Source organism: Brachybacterium hainanense (assembly GCF_042434575.1).
GTDB classification, from domain to species: domain Bacteria; phylum Actinomycetota; class Actinomycetes; order Actinomycetales; family Dermabacteraceae; genus Brachybacterium; species Brachybacterium hainanense.
Genome location: NZ_JBHLSV010000003.1, coordinates 106,807 through 124,531, shown reverse-complemented (window position 1 = coordinate 124,531; position 17,725 = coordinate 106,807). Strand labels below are relative to the sequence as shown.

At 73.6% G+C, this 17,725-nt stretch carries 21 protein-coding genes and 1 pseudogene; 13 read left to right on the top strand and 9 right to left on the bottom strand.

Annotated features, from left to right (window positions below; genetic code table 11):
- The first annotated feature begins 33 nt into the window (after positions 1-33).
- The 4 genes from ACFFF6_RS03395 (at position 34) to ACFFF6_RS03380 (ending at position 5,182) form a co-directional block, all read left to right on the top strand.
- Positions 34-3,156 (top strand): DEAD/DEAH box helicase, encoded by a 3,123-nt coding sequence (locus ACFFF6_RS03395; protein WP_376978221.1) that lies wholly within the window; start codon positions 34-36, stop codon positions 3,154-3,156.
- A gap of 225 nt (positions 3,157-3,381) precedes the next feature.
- Entirely contained in the window at positions 3,382-3,885 is a 504-nt protein-coding gene (locus tag ACFFF6_RS03390; protein ID WP_376978219.1) for a putative glycolipid-binding domain-containing protein, read from the top strand.
- Between the two features lie 252 nt (positions 3,886-4,137).
- Positions 4,138-4,533 (top strand): ribosomal maturation YjgA family protein, encoded by a 396-nt coding sequence (locus tag ACFFF6_RS03385; RefSeq protein WP_376978218.1) that lies wholly within the window; start codon positions 4,138-4,140, stop codon positions 4,531-4,533.
- Between the two features lie 73 nt (positions 4,534-4,606).
- Complete coding sequence (locus ACFFF6_RS03380) at positions 4,607-5,182, top strand: hypothetical protein (protein WP_376978217.1); 576 nt, start codon at positions 4,607-4,609, stop codon at positions 5,180-5,182.
- A gap of 21 nt (positions 5,183-5,203) precedes the next feature.
- Here the strand turns inward: ACFFF6_RS03380 and ACFFF6_RS03375 are convergent, their stop codons facing one another.
- On the bottom strand, positions 5,204-5,434 hold the full coding sequence (locus tag ACFFF6_RS03375; protein WP_376978215.1) for a hypothetical protein: 231 nt from the start codon (positions 5,432-5,434) through the stop codon (positions 5,204-5,206).
- Positions 5,435-5,740: 306 nt separating this feature from the next.
- Positions 5,741-6,538: a metallophosphoesterase gene (locus tag ACFFF6_RS03370; RefSeq protein ID WP_376978213.1), complete on the bottom strand. Its 798-nt coding sequence runs from the start codon at positions 6,536-6,538 to the stop codon at positions 5,741-5,743.
- Here ACFFF6_RS03370 and ACFFF6_RS03365 point away from each other — a divergent pair.
- A pseudogene (locus ACFFF6_RS03365) lies at positions 6,470-7,588 on the top strand (phosphotransferase family protein). The gene ACFFF6_RS03370 and the pseudogene ACFFF6_RS03365 overlap by 69 nt on opposite strands.
- A 73-nt stretch (positions 7,589-7,661) precedes the next feature.
- On the opposite strand, the gene ACFFF6_RS03360 reads toward ACFFF6_RS03365, so the two are convergent.
- Together ACFFF6_RS03360 and ACFFF6_RS03355 are read right to left on the bottom strand one after the other, a co-directional pair.
- The gene (locus tag ACFFF6_RS03360) at positions 7,662-8,345 is read right to left on the bottom strand and encodes a type 1 glutamine amidotransferase domain-containing protein (protein WP_376978211.1); all 684 of its coding nucleotides are present in this window, start codon (positions 8,343-8,345) and stop codon (positions 7,662-7,664) included.
- Positions 8,346-8,379: 34 nt separating this feature from the next.
- Positions 8,380-8,994, bottom strand: coding sequence for a TetR/AcrR family transcriptional regulator (locus ACFFF6_RS03355; RefSeq protein ID WP_376978209.1), 615 nt, complete (start codon positions 8,992-8,994; stop codon positions 8,380-8,382).
- Between the two features lie 117 nt (positions 8,995-9,111).
- On the opposite strand from ACFFF6_RS03355, the gene ACFFF6_RS03350 reads away from it, so the two are divergent.
- Positions 9,112-10,050: an NAD-dependent epimerase/dehydratase family protein gene (locus ACFFF6_RS03350; protein ID WP_376978207.1), complete on the top strand. Its 939-nt coding sequence runs from the start codon at positions 9,112-9,114 to the stop codon at positions 10,048-10,050.
- Positions 10,051-10,191: 141 nt separating this feature from the next.
- A complete protein-coding gene (locus tag ACFFF6_RS03345) occupies positions 10,192-10,863 on the top strand; it encodes a hypothetical protein (RefSeq protein WP_376978205.1) in 672 nt (223 codons plus the stop codon).
- A gap of 16 nt (positions 10,864-10,879) precedes the next feature.
- Here the strand turns inward: ACFFF6_RS03345 and ACFFF6_RS03340 are convergent, their stop codons facing one another.
- The 3 genes from ACFFF6_RS03340 to ACFFF6_RS03330 all read right to left on the bottom strand — a co-directional run bounded on the left by ACFFF6_RS03340 (position 10,880) and on the right by ACFFF6_RS03330 (position 12,246).
- A complete protein-coding gene (locus ACFFF6_RS03340) occupies positions 10,880-11,176 on the bottom strand; it encodes a hypothetical protein (RefSeq protein ID WP_376978203.1) in 297 nt (98 codons plus the stop codon).
- Between the two features lie 47 nt (positions 11,177-11,223).
- Positions 11,224-11,904: an SDR family NAD(P)-dependent oxidoreductase gene (locus ACFFF6_RS03335; protein ID WP_376978201.1), complete on the bottom strand. Its 681-nt coding sequence runs from the start codon at positions 11,902-11,904 to the stop codon at positions 11,224-11,226.
- Positions 11,905-12,000: 96 nt separating this feature from the next.
- On the bottom strand, positions 12,001-12,246 hold the full coding sequence (locus ACFFF6_RS03330) for a PspC domain-containing protein (RefSeq protein WP_376978199.1): 246 nt from the start codon (positions 12,244-12,246) through the stop codon (positions 12,001-12,003).
- 97 nt (positions 12,247-12,343) lie between these two features.
- Between ACFFF6_RS03330 and ACFFF6_RS03325 the strand changes: the two genes are divergently transcribed.
- Positions 12,344-12,751 (top strand): VOC family protein, encoded by a 408-nt coding sequence (locus ACFFF6_RS03325; protein WP_376978197.1) that lies wholly within the window; start codon positions 12,344-12,346, stop codon positions 12,749-12,751.
- Between the two features lie 15 nt (positions 12,752-12,766).
- Here the strand turns inward: ACFFF6_RS03325 and ACFFF6_RS03320 are convergent, their stop codons facing one another.
- Positions 12,767-13,333 carry a histidine phosphatase family protein gene (locus ACFFF6_RS03320; RefSeq protein WP_376978196.1) on the bottom strand — a complete coding sequence of 189 codons (567 nt, stop codon included), beginning with the start codon at positions 13,331-13,333 and terminating at the stop codon, positions 12,767-12,769.
- Positions 13,334-13,434: 101 nt separating this feature from the next.
- On the opposite strand from ACFFF6_RS03320, the gene ACFFF6_RS03315 reads away from it, so the two are divergent.
- The 4 genes from ACFFF6_RS03315 to ACFFF6_RS03300 all read left to right on the top strand — a co-directional run bounded on the left by ACFFF6_RS03315 (position 13,435) and on the right by ACFFF6_RS03300 (position 15,779).
- Positions 13,435-14,343 (top strand): alpha/beta fold hydrolase, encoded by a 909-nt coding sequence (locus ACFFF6_RS03315; RefSeq protein WP_376978194.1) that lies wholly within the window; start codon positions 13,435-13,437, stop codon positions 14,341-14,343.
- A gap of 122 nt (positions 14,344-14,465) precedes the next feature.
- Positions 14,466-14,669: a hypothetical protein gene (locus tag ACFFF6_RS03310; protein ID WP_376978193.1), complete on the top strand. Its 204-nt coding sequence runs from the start codon at positions 14,466-14,468 to the stop codon at positions 14,667-14,669.
- A gap of 103 nt (positions 14,670-14,772) precedes the next feature.
- Positions 14,773-15,237, top strand: coding sequence for a GNAT family N-acetyltransferase (locus ACFFF6_RS03305; RefSeq protein ID WP_376978191.1), 465 nt, complete (start codon positions 14,773-14,775; stop codon positions 15,235-15,237).
- Positions 15,234-15,779 (top strand): hypothetical protein, encoded by a 546-nt coding sequence (locus ACFFF6_RS03300; RefSeq protein WP_376978189.1) that lies wholly within the window; start codon positions 15,234-15,236, stop codon positions 15,777-15,779. Before ACFFF6_RS03305 ends, ACFFF6_RS03300 begins: the two co-directional genes overlap by 4 nt.
- Positions 15,780-15,896: 117 nt before the next feature.
- Here the strand turns inward: ACFFF6_RS03300 and ACFFF6_RS03295 are convergent, their stop codons facing one another.
- Complete coding sequence (locus ACFFF6_RS03295) at positions 15,897-16,442, bottom strand: DUF3152 domain-containing protein (protein WP_376978187.1); 546 nt, start codon at positions 16,440-16,442, stop codon at positions 15,897-15,899.
- Between the two features lie 506 nt (positions 16,443-16,948).
- Here ACFFF6_RS03295 and ACFFF6_RS03290 point away from each other — a divergent pair.
- Complete coding sequence (locus ACFFF6_RS03290) at positions 16,949-17,638, top strand: hypothetical protein (RefSeq protein ID WP_376978185.1); 690 nt, start codon at positions 16,949-16,951, stop codon at positions 17,636-17,638.
- Positions 17,639-17,725: the final 87 nt, after the last annotated feature.

Below are 17,725 nucleotides of genomic sequence, written 5' to 3'. Positions count from 1 at the left end.
ACAGGAGCGCACGACGACGATCGAGGGGGACCCGTGGTCCAGGCGCGCGCGGTGGCGGAGCACTTCTCGCAGGTGCTGCGGCGGGGACGGCTCGACGCGGTCCGGTTCGCGGGCGCGGAGCGCTTCGCGGCCGTTCCCCGGGAGACGATCGCGACGGGCCGGCTGCCCGCCGAGGTCGCCGACTCCCTCTTCGCCCAGCACGATCGGAACCAGGGGAGAGGTCCCCGGGGAAAGGCCGAGCCGGACGCGGCGATCTCCGTGGTCATCTCCCTCCTCTCGGTGACGGGCGCCTCCGGCGCCTTCCATGACGGCCTGCTGCTGATGGGCGCGACCCTGCAGCGCGACGGTCGCCTCGAGCCGGTCCTCGAGGCCGGGTCCTCGCCCTGGATCCCCGCCGAGCGACTGAGCTCCGAGGCCCTCACCGACCGGGAGGTGATGGTCGGAGCGCTGCGGGACTTCTGGGCCCATGTCCGCACCCGCCTCGCCGCTCAGCTCTCGCAGGTCGAGACGGGCTCCGGACCGGACGGTGCCGCGGGCGCCGTGGAGGTCGCGCAGATGCTGCTGCGCGCCGTCGCCGGGACGGACGCCGCGGGCTTCGCCGCCCGGTACGGCGACGCGGGGGTCACCATCGAGCACGAGACCTGCTACGTGCAGGAGCTGGACCGCATCGATGCCGCGAAAGGGCTGCTCGAGGTGTACGAGCATCTGCGTCACGCCGAGGAGCTGCCGCCCCTGGTCGTCCGGACGATCCAAGGCTGGCCGGGGCCGCGGATGCCCGAGGAGGCGATCCACCTCGGGGAGGGACGGCACGCGGCCGCCCGCCTCGCCTGCGGATCCATGAGCGCCGGGCGCCCCCTCACCCCCTCGCAGCGCCGCGCCGTCCACGGCTTCCTCATCGGGGGAGAGGGCGCCGTCACCGCGGTCAGCGGCCCGCCCGGGACGGGCAAGACGACGATGCTGCAGTCCGTCGTCGCGAACCTCCTCGTCCGCCACGCCCTCGAAGGACGGGAGGCGCCCGTGATCGTGGGGACCTCCACCAACAACCAGGCCGTGCAGAACATCATCGAGTCCTTCGGCTCGGTGGCCCCGGACGAGCCCGGCCTCCTGGACCTGCGCTGGCTGCCCCGCGAGGAGGACGGCGTCGCCGTCTCCGCGGAGCCGATGCGCTCCCTCGCCGTGAACTGCCCCTCGCGCGCGAAGCTCGAGGAGGCCCGGAAGCGCTACCTCGTCGAGCAGAAGGACAAGAGCCTCACGTACGCCGCCTATAGCGCCGAGGAGTATCTCGCCGGAGCCCGCGACGTCTTCGTCGCCCGTGCCGCCGCCTTCCTCGGCCGCATGGCGGACCCGCCGCGCCTGCAGGAATGGCTGCACGAGGCGCTGGCAGAGGTGGACGCCCTGCGTCTGCGCCTGCTCGATGCGATGCACGTCCACGGACCCGGCTCGGAGCAGTTCGGCAGGGCCTGCGCGGCGGCCGAGTCCTGCGAGCACCTGCGGGAGCTCCCGGGGCTGGCACGGCTGCAGGGCTGTGCGGACCTCGAGCAGCTCGACGGGGTCCTCGACTCCACCCTCCGCCACGCCGAGTTCTGGCTGGCGGTGCACTGCTACGAGGCCCGGTGGCTCGGCACCGAGGACTTCCTCGGCCCGGACGACCGATGGAAGTCCACGCCCGCGGTCATGGAGCGCTACTGGCGCCAGGCCGCGGCGCTCACCCCCTGCTTCGTCATGACGGTCTACCAGGTGCCGCGGTACCTCGAGAGGTGGGTCAAGGACGGGGAGCGCCCCGAGTTCGACATCGGGCGCATCGACCTGCTCATCGTCGACGAGGCCGGGCAGGTGGACACGCCGCTGGCGCTCCCCGTCCTCGCCCTCGCCCGCAGCGCCCTCGTCGTCGGCGACGAGCAGCAGCTCGCCCCCGTGTGGTCGATCGACGAGGAGACCGATCGGGAGATGGCCTCGGGCGTCGGCATCGGCGCCGCGCCGTGGGAGACGGAGCTGCGAGCGCGAGGGCTGACGTGCTCCGTGCCCTCGAGCCTCATGCGCGCCGCGAGCCACGCCTCCCGCTGGAGCTTCGGTGACGGCGCCCCCGGCCTGCTGCTGCGCGAGCACTTCCGCTGCCACCCCGACATCATCGGCTTCTGCAACGACCTCCTCTACGACGGACTGCTCGAGCCGATGCGAGACCCCGCGGCCACGAGGATCGACGGCCCGGCCTTCCGCTTCGTCGACGTGCCCTCCTCGCAGGATTCCCGGCAGGGCACGAGCCGCATCAACCGGCCCGAGGCCGCCGCCGTCGCCGCCTGGATCGTGGGGCACTACGCGGAGCTGCTGGACCTCTACCGCGGGCAGGAGGAGGATCCGGGGGCGACGGTCGCGGCCGATGCGCTCATCGGCGTGGTCACCCCGTTCGCCGCCCAGGCGCGGGTCATCACCGAGGAGATCCGCTCCGCCGCCCGGGCCGCAGGCCCGGAGGCCGGACTGCCCGGGGACCTGGCCGGGAGGATCACCGTCGGCACCGCCCACCGGCTGCAGGGAGCGGAGCGGCCCGTCGTCCTGTTCTCCGCCGTGTACGGCACAGGCAGCGATGCGGCGCCCTTCATCGACGCGACCCCGCAGCTGATGAACGTCGCGGTCTCGCGCGCGAAGGACCTGCTCGTCGTCTTCGCGGCCCCGAACCGGTGGGCGCGCGGGCCGGTGTTCGAGGTGATGAGCGCCCATGCGACGCGCTCGAGCCGCACTCCCGATGCTGGACTTCCCGATGCTGGACCTCCCGATGCGGAGCCTCCCGGGCGCGCCGCCGATGCCGGATCTGCGGAGCCCTCGGGCCGGGCGGCGCCGCAGAGCTCGGCCGAGGACCGGCCGCTGCCCGCGACCGCGGAGCCGGTCACGCTCAGCCGCCTGCTGAGGGCGTGGCGCGAGGACGCGACGCTGCGGGAGGAGGACGCCGGCCTCACGGCGGCCGCGCTGAACCTGCGCCTGCGCGAGGCCGGGGTCCTCACGGGCGGGCCGGGCGGCTGGGCGCCGTCCCCGCTGGCCGCCCACCTCGGCGTGCAGGAGGTCGAGCGCACCGGCGCCGACGGCACCGCCTTCTCCTCGATCGAGTACACCGCGGCGATGCAGGAGATCCTGCGGGCCATGTACCGGGACGGGAGGATCTGAGGGCGCGGATCACCGCGCTCGGCCCTCTGCCGCCCCGGCGTTGACGCGGCCCTAGGCTCGCATGCCGCGAGGGCGCGTGGCCTTCCCACCGTGCTCGCCGCAAGACCCCGGGCGGGGTTCTCCGTGCAGTCTTGTGCGGTCTCCGACTCCTCGTGTACGTGCCTCTCGCTGCGGACCTCTGCGGGGCTCCGGCGGACGATCACCTGGCCATGGGAGGGTGGGGGCATGAACGTCGAGCGGTACCAGTGGTGTGGGATTGATGATCTGAGCCGTATCGAGACTGCCGTTGTCCGACTCGGAGAGGACTCCCTGCGTGCCCACGGTGGGTCGGTCTCCACGGACTACGCGACTGCATGGCATCTGAAAGTCGGCGCTGGCTGGGTGACCGAGGAACTCGCGGTGTCAAGCTTCGGAGACGGCTGGAAGCGGTCGCTCACGCTTGCCCGCGATTCGTCGGGCTGCTGGTCGATAGACGCCGACCACCTGGGCGAGGTCGAGCTGCCGGCCCCGGGTCTCCACGACCCGAGCATCCTTCACGGTGCCATCGATTGTGATCTGGGTCTGTGCCCGTTGACCAACATCATGCCCGTCCGTCGTCTGGGGTTGCTCAGCCACCAGGTAGAGCCGACGCCGCCTCATCATGCGGAAGCAGACGGGACTGCTAGACAGCAGTACCGCTTCCAGCGGTTCCCACGGGCGGCGTCGTGCTCCCGATATCGGGGCTCATGAGGAGATTCCTCCGTCGCGGTGTCGTGACGACCGTGACGACGTCGTTCAGCGCTCCCCAGGCGCTCCGTGCCACCTCCAGGGAAGCCTGACCCACGCGGATCGTCTCGACCGTCCTGCCCGGTGCCGCTCCGGTCGCATGGTCGTACGGATCGTCGTGGGAGGTCAGAGGGCCGAGAGCGCCGGCATGCACGGCGTCGGTCCGAGCGCAGAGCTATGAGAGCAGTGCACATGCCCCGTGCCTACGATGCTCGGATGCGCCGCCTCGTCCTCGCCCTCCTCGCCGTCGTCACCGTCGCGGCAGGACTCGCCGTCCATCGCCTCGCCCCGGAGGGCTTCGCCGGCGATGCGGCGGGCGACGTGCTCTACGCGGCCCTCATCGTGCTGCTCCTGGCGCTTCTCGCCCCGCACGCGCCCTGGTGGGCGACGGCGGCTGGTGCCCTCGCCTGGTGCGGCGGTGTGGAGCTGCTGCAGCTGACGGCGCTGCCCGCTCGCTGGGGTGCGGCCTTCCCACCGTTCCGGCTGGTGCTGGGCACGACCTTCTCGCCGTGGGACCTGCTCTGGTACGTGCTCGGCGCTGCGCTCGTCGGGGGAGCGGACGGCCTGCTGCGCTCACGGCGGCGGGAGATCCCGGAGCACGCGCCCCGCTGATCTCGGCCGTGCCGGCCCAGCGCCCGCGGCGCTGCCGCCGCTTCCTCGCTCGCTCACCGTCTACCCTGCAGGTATGCCGAAGCCGCCGCTCCTGCTCGACGTCGACGGATGCCTGTCCGTGTTCCCGCATGAGGAGGTGCACCGCATCACCTCCCCGCACGAGGCGGTCGGGCCGGACGGCGGCACCTACGTGCTGAACCTGCGACCGGAGCTGCCCGCGTGGCTCGAGGAGCTCGGCGAGGCCTTCGAGCTGGTCTGGTGCACGACCTGGAGCACCGCGAACGAGGCCGTGGGCCCGCTGCTGGGCCTGCCGCCCCTGGACCAGGTGCCGTTCCCGCCGGTGTGGGAGGACGTGCCCGCGATGCTGTGCCGAAAGACCGAGCACGTGCGCCGCTTCGCCGCCGAGCGCGGGCACACGGTGCTCGCCTGGGTCGACGACGAGGTCATCCGCGAGGATGCCCGGGCTCTCGAACGCGACTGGACGGGCACCGCCGTGGTCCGGCGCTGGCAGCGCGCCTTCGTCGAGACCCCGCCGCTGCGCAGCGCGCTCGCAGTGACGACCATGCCGGACGACGGGATCACCCGGGCGCACGTCGAGCAGCTGCTCGCCTGGGCGGGGATCGACGCCGCCGGGCCGGGGCAGAGCTGAGCCCCGCGGTCGGCACCGGGGTCAGAGGAGCGCCATCGGGACGCCGATGACGAGGCACAGGATCAGCGGGAGGATCATCCGCACCCGTACGAAGGACGGGCGGTCGCGCTCGTCGACGGCCCGGTATCGGCGCTGCCATCCCCACAGCGCGGTCCACTGCGTGCGCGGCGAGACGAGGCCCCACAGGCACAGTGCCGCGAGGATCGCCCACGGCAGGATGCGCAGCAGATCATTCTCGGGGATGTTCCACACGGCGGCATCTTAGTGGGGCCACGCGCCCGCCCCGTCGACCCCGCCCGGGACGGCCTGCCGGGCGTGCACCCACAACGATGCTGCGGCGAGCGCAGCAGCACCGACCAGCGCGACCGTCCGCTCGGCGATCCCGCCCAGGCCGATCTCCTGCAGCGGCGGGATCGCGAACAGCCCGAGCCCCAGCGCGACGCCGAGGAGGCCCAGCGGTCCCGTCCCGCGCAGCGCGGGCCGCAGCCCGAAAGCGGAAGGAGCGCTCGGCCCGTTCGTCGCCGGGACCGACGGCCTGCCCCGCTTCCCGCGGGTTCCTCAGCCCGCCGTGGATGAGGAGTACGTGCCCTCCGCGACGTCGTAGCACAGGACGTTGAGCCGGCCCGTCACCTCGACGGCTCCATCGATGTACCAGTGCGAGGCGCCGTCGTGGAACACGCCGTGGGATCCGTCCGGGTGCAGCTGGTGGGTGCGCACGTGACCGGCGACCACGTCCTTGAGGAACGGCCCCGTGCTCGCCGGGAACTTCTCCGTGAGCACGTGATCGGGCGTCGCCGCCCGCCACAGCTCCCCGGCCTCCTCGTCCACGCCCGCGTGGACGAAGATCTGCTGCTCCGTCTCGTGCACCCGCGGCAGGGCCCGCAGCCAGGCCAGCAGGGGCCGGTGCCGCGAGAGGAGCGCGCGCTTGAGGTTCCGGTTCATCGTGGGCCCGTCGAGCCGGGAGGCGTCGCTGCCGGGGTCCTCGTGGCCGAGCGCACGGGCGAGCTCGAGCGGGCTCAGGAAGGACCTCACGGTCATGAGATCGGCGTCGCCCATCAGCCAGTCGAGATCGTGGTCCTCGCCGTCCAGCCACCCCAGCAGCCAGTCGTCGTGGTTGCCCAGCAGCGCGGTGACGCGGCCGGGATGCCGGCGCTGCGTCTCCCGGATCTCCTCGAGGACGGCACAGCTGTCCGGCCCGCGGTCCACGTAGTCGCCCAGGAGGACCAGCTCCGCCCCGGGATCGCCGTCGAGGTCGACGAGGTCGAGCGCGGCCTGCAGCGGCGCGAGATGCCCGTGCACGTCGCTGATCGCATAGATGCGTGCGGTGGGGCCGATGGGGGCGACGGGATCGGTCATGCTCCCATCCTCGCCCACGGAGAGCGCACGGATCCGTGGAATGCTCGGTCCATGCCCGATCTCCCCGCCCTGCCCCTCGACGGCCCTGCCGCCGATCCCGTGCTGCGACGCACGCTCGCGGCGGCCGGCCTCACGGCGACCGGGCGGTTCCGCCGCACGGCCGGATGGGTCAGCCGCGCCTGGATCGGCGACGACGTGGTCGTGCGCGTGGGAGACGGCCGGTTCCCGGGCGCGTACGGCCACGAGGCGAGGATCGCGGAGCTGCTCGCCGACAGCGACGTCCCTCATGCCCGCCATCTCGCCCATGGCGAGGGCCCGGACGGACCGTGGTACATCTCCTCCCGCCTGTCCGGGCGCAGCCTGCACGAGGCCTGGCCGGAGGCCTCCCGGTCCGAGCGCCGGAGCATGATCGAGAGCCTGGGCCGGGCGCTGCGCGAGCTGCATCGGGTGCCGGTCCCGGCGGGCCTGAGGCCGCCCTGACTGGCCGAGGCGCTCTCCGGCGGGCGGTGGGCGGCCTTCCATCCGCCCCTCGTGGAAGCGGTGCCCGGGCTGGTCGGGGACGCTCTCCGGTGCCCCGGCCACGACGCGTCCCTGCTCGCTGAGGTCGCCGTGTGGGTCCGGGAGAGGCTGGAGCTGTTCGCCGGGGAGGAGCCGGTCCTCGTGCACGGCGACCTGCACGGGTCCAACGTCGTGGTGGACAGGGGGCGCGTCACCGGCATCGTCGACTTCGCGGAAGCGGTGGCCCAGCCGGCCGATGCGGAGCTCGACACCATTCTGCGCTGGTGCGCGAGTCCCGGGGACTTCCCGGCGGCCCCCGGGGGCCCGGTGCTCGAGGACGCCGCCCTCGCCGAGGTCCCCGGGTGGCTGCGCGGCGTCCATCCCGAGCTGTTCGCGCCCCCGCGCCTGCGGGAGCGGCTGGCCCTCTACGACATGTACGTCCAGCTCGCGCTCCATGCGCACCACCCGGAGCCGGAGGGGCGCGAGACGGCGCGGGCGAGGATCGTCCGTCTGCTGGCCGGACACAGCCACCTGGACCGGCTGGACTGGTAGGGCGCGCCCGGGAGGATCGACCTCGCCGCGGCGCCTGCGGCGGGGCGGCCGGGGAGCGGAGCCCGCCTCCCGCTCAGAGCAGCGCCAGCACCTTCCGCGCCGTCGCCCGCGCGGAGCTGGGGTTCTGCCCGGTGACGAGTCGGCCGTCGGCCACCGCGTAGGGGACGAAGGGGAGGAGCGCCTTCCGGTAGCGGGCGCCGCGGAGGACCATCTCCTCCTCGGCGTTGTAGGGGACCAGCCCGTCGACGCGGGCGAGCACCTCCTCCTGCCAGGCGAAGCCGGTGACCTCCTTGCCGGCGACGAGGAGCGAGCCGTCGGACAGCCTCGTGTTCAGCAGTCCGCAGTACCCGTGGCAGACGGAGGAGACGACCCCGCCGTTCTCCCAGATCTCCCGGGTGAGACGCTGCAGCCCGGCGGAATCGGGGAAGTCGTACATGACGGCGTGGCCGCCGGTGAAGAAGATGGCGTCGTGGCGCGACGGATCGACCTCCTCGGGGTTGAGGGTGTTCTCGAGCAGCGCCATCCGTGCAGGGTCGCGGTGCCATGCCCGGGCGACCCGGTCGTAGGTCGGGAACGTCAGGGAGCGCGGCTCCAGCGGCGACCGTCCGCCCGCCGGGCTCACGATCATCTGCTCCGCGCCGCGCTTCTCGAACACCTCCCAGGCGTGCGCGAGCTCCGACAGCCACAGGCCGGTGGGATGGGAGCGGTCGTCGTAGCGGTCGACGTTGGTGACGACGTGGAGGATGCGCGGTGCCATGGGATCTCGTCTCGCTGCGGGTGGGTGGGGGCGCTCAGGCGCGGAGGGGGTCTGCGGGAGGGCGTGCGGCGCCCAGCCCCAGCACGGCCTCCATGGCTGCGCGGACGCGGCCTGAGACCTCGTCGAACGGCTCCGGGCGGTACTTGCCGTCGAGATGGAGGAAGGCCATGCCGTGCGCGAGGCTCCACAGCGCGGTCGCGAGCGCCGGTGACGTCTGCTCCGGGACGAGGCGGGCGAGCACGTCGCCCAGCAGGGCGTGCAGCGCCTGGGACGCCTGCACGCGGTCGCTGTCCTCCTCGTCGCACTCATGGCCGAACATCAGGCGGAACACCGCTGGGCGATGCAGCGCGAAGCCGACGTAGGCGACGGCGAGCCGCGCGAGCACGTCGAAGGGCTCCGCCGTCCCCGTGTCCTCCTCGAGGGCCTCGGCGAGCGCTCGGCGGAGATCCCGGAAGCCTTCGACCGCGACCGCGGAGTCCAGGGCGTCCCGGTCGGGGAAATGCCGGTACGGCGCCGTCGGGGACACCCCGGCACGCCGGGCGACCGCGCGCATCGAGTACGGCTCGCCGCTCTCCAGCATCTCGACCGCGCTGGCGACGAGTGCCGCGCGCAGGTCCCCGTGGTGATAGGACCTCTCCGATGTTGACACCGCTCACTCCGCTCTCTACTGTCATGTAAGCACTGTCAACATATCGTGTCCCAGACGCCGTGTCCATCCCGGCATCGGCCACGGACGCCCCACCCGCAGGAGAGGACCGGAACGAGGATGCAGACCATCCTGGGATCAGGCGGCCAGATCGCCGTCGAGCTGGCGCGCGAGCTGCGCCGTGCCCACACCGAGGAGCTGAGGCTCGTCAGCAGGACGCCGCGCCCGGTGGGCGAGGGGGACGCGGTCATGCCCGCCGACCTCCTCGAGGCCGAGCAGACCCGGGCGGCGGTCGCCGGCAGCGAGATCGTCTACTTCGTCGCGGGCCTCCCCGCGCGGACGGAGCTGTGGGAGACACAGTTCCCCGTGATGCTGAGGAATGCGCTGGATGCCGCCCGGGCCGCCGGCGCGAAGTTCGCCTACTTCGACAACACGTACATGTATCCGCAGGACGACCGGGTCCAGACCGAGGACACGCCCTTCGCCCCGCTCGGGCGCAAGGGCCGCGTGCGCGCGCGGATGGCGACGATGGTCCTCGAGGAGATGGCGCGCGGGGACATCCCCGTGCTCATCGGCCGCGCCCCCGAGTTCTACGGCCCCGGCCGCACCCAGGGGTTCACGAACACCCTCGTGATCGACCGGATGAAGGCCGGCAGGAGACCGCTCGTGCCCGTGCGGGAGGATCGCCGCCGCTCGCTCATCTGGACGCCCGACGCCAGCCGAGCGCTCGCCGCCCTCGGCAACGCCCCCGACGCCTACGGCCGCACCTGGCACCTCCCCGTCGACGAGCTGCGGCCCACCTACCGGGAGCTCGTCGGCATGGCGGCGGAGGCCTTCGGCCGCCCGGCTGCCCGCACCGTCATCCCGCGATGGACGCTGAGCGCGGCCGGACTCCTCTCTCCGCAGGCCCGGGAGATCCGCGAGCTGCTGCCCCGGTACGCCCACGACAACCTCTTCGAGGACCGTCGGTTCCGCGAGAGGTTCCCCGACTTCGCCGTCACCCCCGTATCCGAGGGGCTGCGCCGCATCGCCCGGGAGGCGAGGCGCGGCTCGGACTGACGCGACCCGCTCCCGCCGCGACGCCCGAGGCGGTGAAGCAGCGCCTCAGCCCCTCCCCGTCGCGGCCGTGCCCAGGGTGCCCGCGCGACCTGCCGCCGCCTATGATCGAGAGCGCGATCGACCCAGGGGAGGGACAGGATCATGAGCCTCATCGACCCCGGCACCCGCTGGTGGAACCGGGACCGGGTCCGCCGCGGCGCCGCCGTCCTGTGCTGGGCGCTCGCCGACGTGCTGGCGTTCGCGGGCACCTGGGGCGGCCTCGCAGGCCAGGCCTCGCCCCTGCCGCTCTGGTTCTCGCTGATGGGATCCTTCCTGCCGATCCCGATGATCGTCGGCGCCATGTTCCTGTTCACGTCGGGGATCGCGGAGCCGGCGCGGGCCGATGCGCGGATCATCGTGATCCCGCTCTCCGCCTACTTCATCGCCACCGGCCTCGGCTCCCTGCTGGGCGGCTGGATGTCGCCGCAGGGGCTCAGCGGCATGCACGCCGTCTTCGTCGTGTTCGTGCTGGGCGGGATCCTGGCGATCGTGCTCGCCCAGGTCCTGCGGCGCCGCGCGCGCCGGGCACAGGCGGTGCGCGAGCACGTCGAGCGCAGCGGCATCGTCACCACGGGCGTCATCACCCGGGCACGCGGCATGTCGGTGAACTACCAGGAGGTCACGCGCGTGATCGTGAGGTTCACCGACGCCGAGGGACGCTCCCGGTGGGCGCGGGCGCGGGTCGCGGGGACCGTGCAGGAGGGTCGACGGGTGCGGCTGAAGTACGCGCCGGAGCACCTGGGCAGCCGCGCCGGAGTGGTCCTGCTGGGCTGATCGCGAGCGGGACGGCTCAGCCGTCCGCCCGCGAGGCGCGCCCGTCCGCCTCGCGCAGGAGGTCCACCTGCTGCTGCGCGATCTGCCGCACCCCGAGGAGCACGAGCGCCCCGATCGCGCAGCCGACCGCCGCCGCCATGAGCCCGAAGCCGATCGCGGCCTGGAGGTTGAGCGGCCCGCGCATCTCGCCGGCCGAGGCGACCAGGGAGATGAGCCCGAACATGAACAGGATCGGGGAGGGGAGGAGGAGGGCCCCGGTGGCGCTCGGCAGGACGATGCGGGGGGACGGGACGGGAGAGGATGATGTGGCCATGGCGCGAGAGTAGCGGGCACGGAGCCCGGCTGGCGGGTGCACGGCGCTCAGAGCTCGCGGATGCTGCCGTTCAGCGTGGCGGCCTCGAGGTCCCAGAGCGCGAGGACCGCGCGGGCCAGGGAATCGGGGTCGAGGGTCCCGCGCGCACGCAGGACGAGAGCGGCCGCCCGCAGCGGTCCGCCGGAGGCCAGCGCCGCCGCCTCGTAGCCCTGCGCGACGGCACGGGTCCAGGTCTCGCTCGCCGCCTTGAAGCTCGCGTAGGTCGCGGTGTCCGCCTGCGGATGCGCGACCGCCGTGCTCGAGACGATCGCGAAGCGTCCCGCCGGTGCGGCGCGCAGAGCGGCGTCGAAGGCGCGGCTGGTCGCCCGCACGGCCTGGAACGCCGGCAGCAGGGCCGCGACGTCCGCGTCGCCCTGCCCGGCGATGCCCTGTGCTCCCCGCCAGCCGCCCACCAGCGGGATCACCGCATCCACCTCTGTCAGGCGCTCTGTGAGCGCGCTCATGTCCTCGAACGAGGTCGCGTCCGCCTGCACGGTCCGCAGCGTGGACCCGGGGGCGGGACCGCCCACGGCGTCGGCGAGGCCGGCGAGGCGATGGGGGTCCCTGCCGGTCGCGACGACTCGCATGCCCGCCTCGAGCAGCGTGCGGACGAGGGCGGCGCCTGCGGCGCTGGTGGCTCCGGCGAGCACGACGGTGCGCCCTGCGGAGGGCGGTCCGGTTCCCGGCATGATCTGCTCCTCGCCTCGGGCCGGCCCGGAGCGGACTGGCGCATGCCGGCGAGTGTAGCCCTGCCACCGGGGCGGGGCCCGGCGGTCGACGAGGCGTCAGCGGTCCCCGCCGAGCACCCGCTCGAGAGGGATCCGGCCGTCCTGCCAGGGCGTCAGCAGCCAGGCCGCGATGTAGGCGCCCAGTCCCACGACGGGCAGGAGGAAGGACACCAGCAGCGCCAGCCGGACCAGCCACACGTTCAGGCCGGACCTCTCGGCGAGGCCGCCGGCGATGCCGGCCAGCAGGCGTCGGGGACCGCGCCGGAAGCCCAGTCCGCGGAGGGAGTCGAAGATGCTCGTCATGCCGATGACGCTACGGGGCACCGGCCGTCGCCGCAGCGGGGCTCCCCTCCGGGCCGGGAGGGGGAAAGCCGTACGGCCCGACGCGTAGTCTCGACCCATGGAGCAGAGAGTCAGCCTCATCACCCTTGCCGTCGCCGACGTCGAGCGCAGCCGCCGGTTCTACGTCGAGGGTCTCTCGTGGAGCCCGATGTTCGAGGACGACGAGGTCGTCATGCTCCCGGTGGGCGAGCACCTGCTGCTGTCCCTGTGGAGCCTGGAGGGCTTCACGGCCGAGGTCGGCGAGGCTCCGGCGCCCGGGATCGCCCCGATCGCCCTCGCGCACAACGTCGCGACCGAGGCCGAGGTCGACATCGTCCTCCAGCAGGCGGCGGCGCTGGGAGCCGTGGTCCAGCCGGCGCAGCGGCGGGAATGGGGCGGATACTCCGGGTACTTCCGGGACCCGGATGGCTTCCGCTGGGAGATCGCGATGAACCCGGGGGAGACCGGCGCCTTCGTCCTTCCGTGACCGGGGCCGACGAGCTCAGCCCGGTTCGGTGAGATGCCCGCTGTCGCCGACGCGCGCGACCGCCCATTCACCGTCCCCGCGGGCGATGAGCTCCGTGATGCTCGCATTGTCGATGGGCAGCTTCATCCACGCATCGGGCGGCGCCCCGAGCGCATGACCGACCAGCCCGGCGATCACGAAGGCATGGGAGACCGCGAGAAGGGTCCCGGGCGCACCCGGCGCGCTCAGACGGGCCCAGGTCTCCGCGATCCCTCTGCCGTCGATGTCCCGCTCCTCCTCGGGGGTCTCGCGATGCCATTCCCACCGGTGCGCCGGATAGTCGCTCCGACGTTCCCGGGACGGATACGGGGTGCGGTCCTCCAGGAGCACCGACTCCTGGAGCGGGAGCCCGAGTCGGTCGGCGAGGATCTGTGCGCTCTGCCGGGCCCGTCGACGGGGCCCGTGGAGGATGCCGTCCGCAGAGATCCCGGCGAGGCGTGCCGCCAGGGCACGGACCTGCGCCGTGCCGGTCTCGCTGAGCGGAGGATCGGCATCGTCCGAGGCCCCGGCGCGGCCATGACGGATGAGCAGCAGACGGTCCATCGTCCGCAGTGTACGCGGTGCGATCACCGCGGTCCCCGCCCGACGCAGCGGCATCTGAGAGGATGGACGGCGGATACGCCATCGATCCAGGAGGACCGGCCATGACGGCCCTGCGGCAGGATGCCGACCCCGACAGACCCGTGACCGATGCGGGCGTCCCGATCACGACCCGGCGCGCGGAGCGCACCCTGCGCGGCATGGTCTTCGGCCCCGAGGACGGCACGCCCGTCCTGTTCATCGCCGGCGCCGCGACCGGTGCCAGCATGCGCTTCGGCGAGGAGCTGCTCGAGCGCGAGGGCATCCGTCTGCTGACCATGAGCCGCCCCGGGATGGCGGGCTCGGACGAGGACCCGGCGCGCACCCTCGACTCCACGGTCCAGGACTACCGCGCCCTGGTCGAGGAGGTTCTCGGCCCGGACGCCGAACCGCTCCCGGTGGTCGCGAACTCTCAGGGCGGCGTGTTCGGTCTCGGAGCGGCGCTCTCCGGATGGGCCTCGAGCCTCGTCCTCGTCTCCCCGGCCGACGAGGTCGCGTTCCCGCCGATCCGCTCCCTGCTGCCCTCGGAGGCAACGGCGCTGTCGGTCCTCGCCGAGGAGGATCCCGAGGCGGCCGCGACGATCCTCGGCGCCTACACCGCCGAGGCGATGGAGGCGATGGTGCTCGGCGGAGCCCACCCCAGCGACCATGCCGTCTACGCCGAACCGGACTTCCTGGCGCTGTACCGGCGCAGCCTCGCCGAGGGCTTCGCCGACGGAGGGAGCGGCTATGTGCGCGACACCCTCATCGCCATGCGCCCCTGGTCCCTCGCCCTCGAGGATCTCGACGTGCCGGTGACGATCCTGTTCGGCGAGCGGGACGCCGGGCATTCCCCGGACCTGGGCCTCACCCTCGCCGCCCGCATCCCCACCGCCCGCCGCACGGTCGTGCCGGAGGCCGGCGGGGCGCTGCTGTGGACCCATCCCCAGCTCGTGCTCGAGGCCCTCGCCCCGCAGACATGCGGCAGCCGATGAGCATCCCGTGCAGGGGGCATGACGCCTCGGCCCCGGTCCGGGGCGGGTCCGGCGTGCTGCTAGAGTCCGAGCCCACGGACCGGCAGCCGCCGGTCCGCACCGGAGCCTGAACGGAGCCGCTCATGGACGTGGATCCCGCCTTCGACGCACGACGCGCCGCCTACGATGCCGCCACGGCCGCCAGCGGCCGCGCCATGACCGCCTTCGAGGAGCACCTCGCGGCGGCCGTGGTGGCCCTCGCGATCTCCCACGAGCAGCTGAACCTCAAGCTCGACGCCCTGCTCGCGGCGGTTCCCGCGTCCGACGAGCCCGATCAGCGGCCCTGATCCCGCGGCCCCGCGCGGTGCGCAGGGACCCGGGCCCGGCCGCTCCCGGATCACGAGGCCGTCCCGGCGGGACCGACCCCGTGCACAAGGAGAGATGCGCCCCATGACCGACCCTGATCTGAGGATCCGTGCAGACCGCGGCCCCGCCGAGCACCCCGTCCTCGTGGCGATCTGGGCGAGCGCGGTCGAGGCGACCCACGCCTTCCTGGACCCCGAGGACCGCGAGCAGATCCGCGCTCGGCTGATGCCGCAGTACTTCCCGCAGGTCCGGCTGCTGGTCGCCGAGCGCGGAGGCCGCCCCGTCGGGTTCGCGGGCATCGCCGGGACGGGTCTCGAGATGCTGTTCGTCCACGCGGACGAGCATCGGCGCGGCATCGGCGGCGCGCTCCTGGCCCGGGCGATCGCCGAGCACGACATCCGGACCGTCGACGTGAACGAGCAGAACCCGCAGGCGACCCGCTTCTACGCGGCTCGGGGCTTCGAGGTCGTCGGCCGCAGCCCCGAGGACGAGGCCGGTCGGCCGTACCCGATCCTCCACCTCCGACGGAACCCGGGAGCGAAGCCGTGAGCACCAGAGGGCAGAACATCGAAGCCATCGAGCGCGCGCTCGGGGAGCCCTGGGCGAGGACGCGGCAGCGGCTCGAAGAAGCCGGCGGCGCGACAGCGACCCACACGGAGCTCGCTGAGGCGCTGTACCCGCAGCTCGCGCAGACGGTGACGAACCACGGCTGGTGGGTGCAGGGCGCCGTGGTCGCCTACGAGCAGGAGATCGGCCGTCGACTGCCCGGCCAGAGGGCCGACGGCACGTTCACCGTCGCCGCCCGACGTCTCCTGCCCGGGCGGCGCAGCGCCGTCATCGAGCGCTTCGCCGCCCTTCTCTCCGGCGGCGCGATCGGATCGATCGTCCTGGCGGGACCGCCGCGCCGCTCCGAGACGCCGAAGCGCTCGTACTGGCGGGCGGAGACGGTCGAGGGCACCCGTCTCGAAGCGGCCGCAGAGCCGACCGAGGACGACCGTGCGCTGCTGGTGCTCACCGTCGCGAAGCTCCCCAGCCCGGAGGCTCTCGAGGAATGGCGCACGCGCGCCAAGGAGCTGCTCGCCCGTCTGTGAACAGCCCGGCCGCGCGGCCGGGGAGGCGCTGCGGCACCGCTCCGCCGTCGATGCCCGGCCTGGGCCCGGCCGCGCAGCCGATGACGGGTCCGGGCGCGGAGCGCGGGCAGGGTCCCCTCAGGCGGCGCCGTCGGCGGCGGGCCATGCGTTGGGCACGCATCCGCCCAGGTCCATGGACTGCTGCAGCATGACCGGGGCGGCGCGTCCCGCCCCCGGGCAGGCCTCGTGCCGGTGCCCCAGGAAATGGCCGACCTCATGGTTGACCATGTAGGCGCGGTAGGTGGACAGATCCGTGTAGGTCGGGGTCATGAGCGTCCATCGGTCCGAGTTCAGGACCACGTCCGGACCGACCCGACAGCTCCAGGTGCCCTGCGTCCTCGCGGGCGCGCAGAGGGCATCGGTCGTCGGCGGGGACGCGAGGGAGATCGTGAACTCCGCCGTCCCCGGATCCGCGACCTGCGTGAAGGCCACGTCCTCGAGCGGTCCCCAGCCGCGCTCGTCCGCGAGGATCCCCGCGATCTCCGCGGCGACCTCCTCGGGCACGAGGCCCGTCCCGTCCTCGATCCGCAGGGCATAGGTGTGCACGGTCCCGGCCGACCCCGGGGTGCCCGCCGGGGCGGCGAGGGTCCAGGTGCCCGCGCCGACCAGCCCGGAACGCGGCATCTCTCCCGGATCGGTCCCCGTGCCCTCTGTCCCCGTGCTCTGCGTCGTCGTTGCCGTCCCCGCATCCGTCGTCGCGGCGACCGACGACGGCGACGCGACGGACGGGGACCCCGAGACCGGAGCGGAGCTCTCCAGGCTCCGCACGCCCAGCACCCCGAGGCAGACCAGGGCGAGGAGCGCGAGAAGCCCTGCCGCAGAGCGGAGGAGGCGTCCCCGCCGCGTGAGGACGAGGCGAGGACGGGGCGCGGAACCGTGGGGCACAGGGACACGGTAGAGCGCCGTGAGCCCTCCGGGGGCCGATGCCCGAGAACCGGGGCGCCCTCGGCCGCCGGGCTCGGCACGCCCCGGCATCATCGTCGTCGGACTCTCCGCGAGCCTCGCCGTCCACCCGGGGCATCCGCCCGGGAACCCGGGCGCCGCGCCCTGGTGCCCGGGACGCCGGTCCGGGGAACCTCGAGGTCATCGCCCCGCCGATGTGGCCGGGGCACGACCCAGGAGGAGCGCACATGTCCATCCCACCGATCGAATCCGCCGCTCTGGCGCCCGCGCCGACGCGGGTCGCCGCGCGCCGACCGCGCGCCTGGGCATGGGCCGGGGTCGCCGCCGGCGGGCTCGGGATCGCCACCATCCAGGCGAGCATGCTCACCTCGGTGAACTGGGAGCTCACCGCCGGGGACGCCGAGGCGATGCTCGCCGACGCCGCGGAGAACCAGCCGGCCTTCCTCGCCTTCCACCTCCTGGCCGTGCTGACGATGCTCGTCCTGCCCGTCTTCGGCGCCGGGCTGGGGCGGCGCCTGGACGCGCAGAGCCCCGCGGGCTCCCTGCACGGGCCGGTGGCCCAGGCGGGCATCCTGCTCACCGCGGTGGCGCTGCTGCTGGGCAGCGGCCTGGACACGCAGTTCGCCCTCGGACTCTCGGAGCCCGATCTCTTCGTCCCGGAGTCGGCGGCCTTCTACACCGACTGGGTCGCGACGATCCCCTGGCTGTGGGTCGGCGTCGGGCTCTCCGCCCTGGCTCTCGCGGTCTCCTCGCTGAGGCACCGGTCGGCGCCGCGCTGGCTGGGCGTCGTCTCCCTCGTCCTCGGCCTGCTCGTGCTGCTCACGGGCGCCTCCCCGCTGCAGTACCTGGCCGGCTTCATCGGCCCGGTCTGGGTCCTCGTCGTGTCGCTGGGCTTCGCCCTGGGCGACCGTCGCTGACGCCGTCCCGCAGGCGTCGCGTGCGCATCGCCCCGGAGCTCCCCGCCCCGTCGCGGGGAGCTCCCCAGCATCGGCACGCGGGTTATC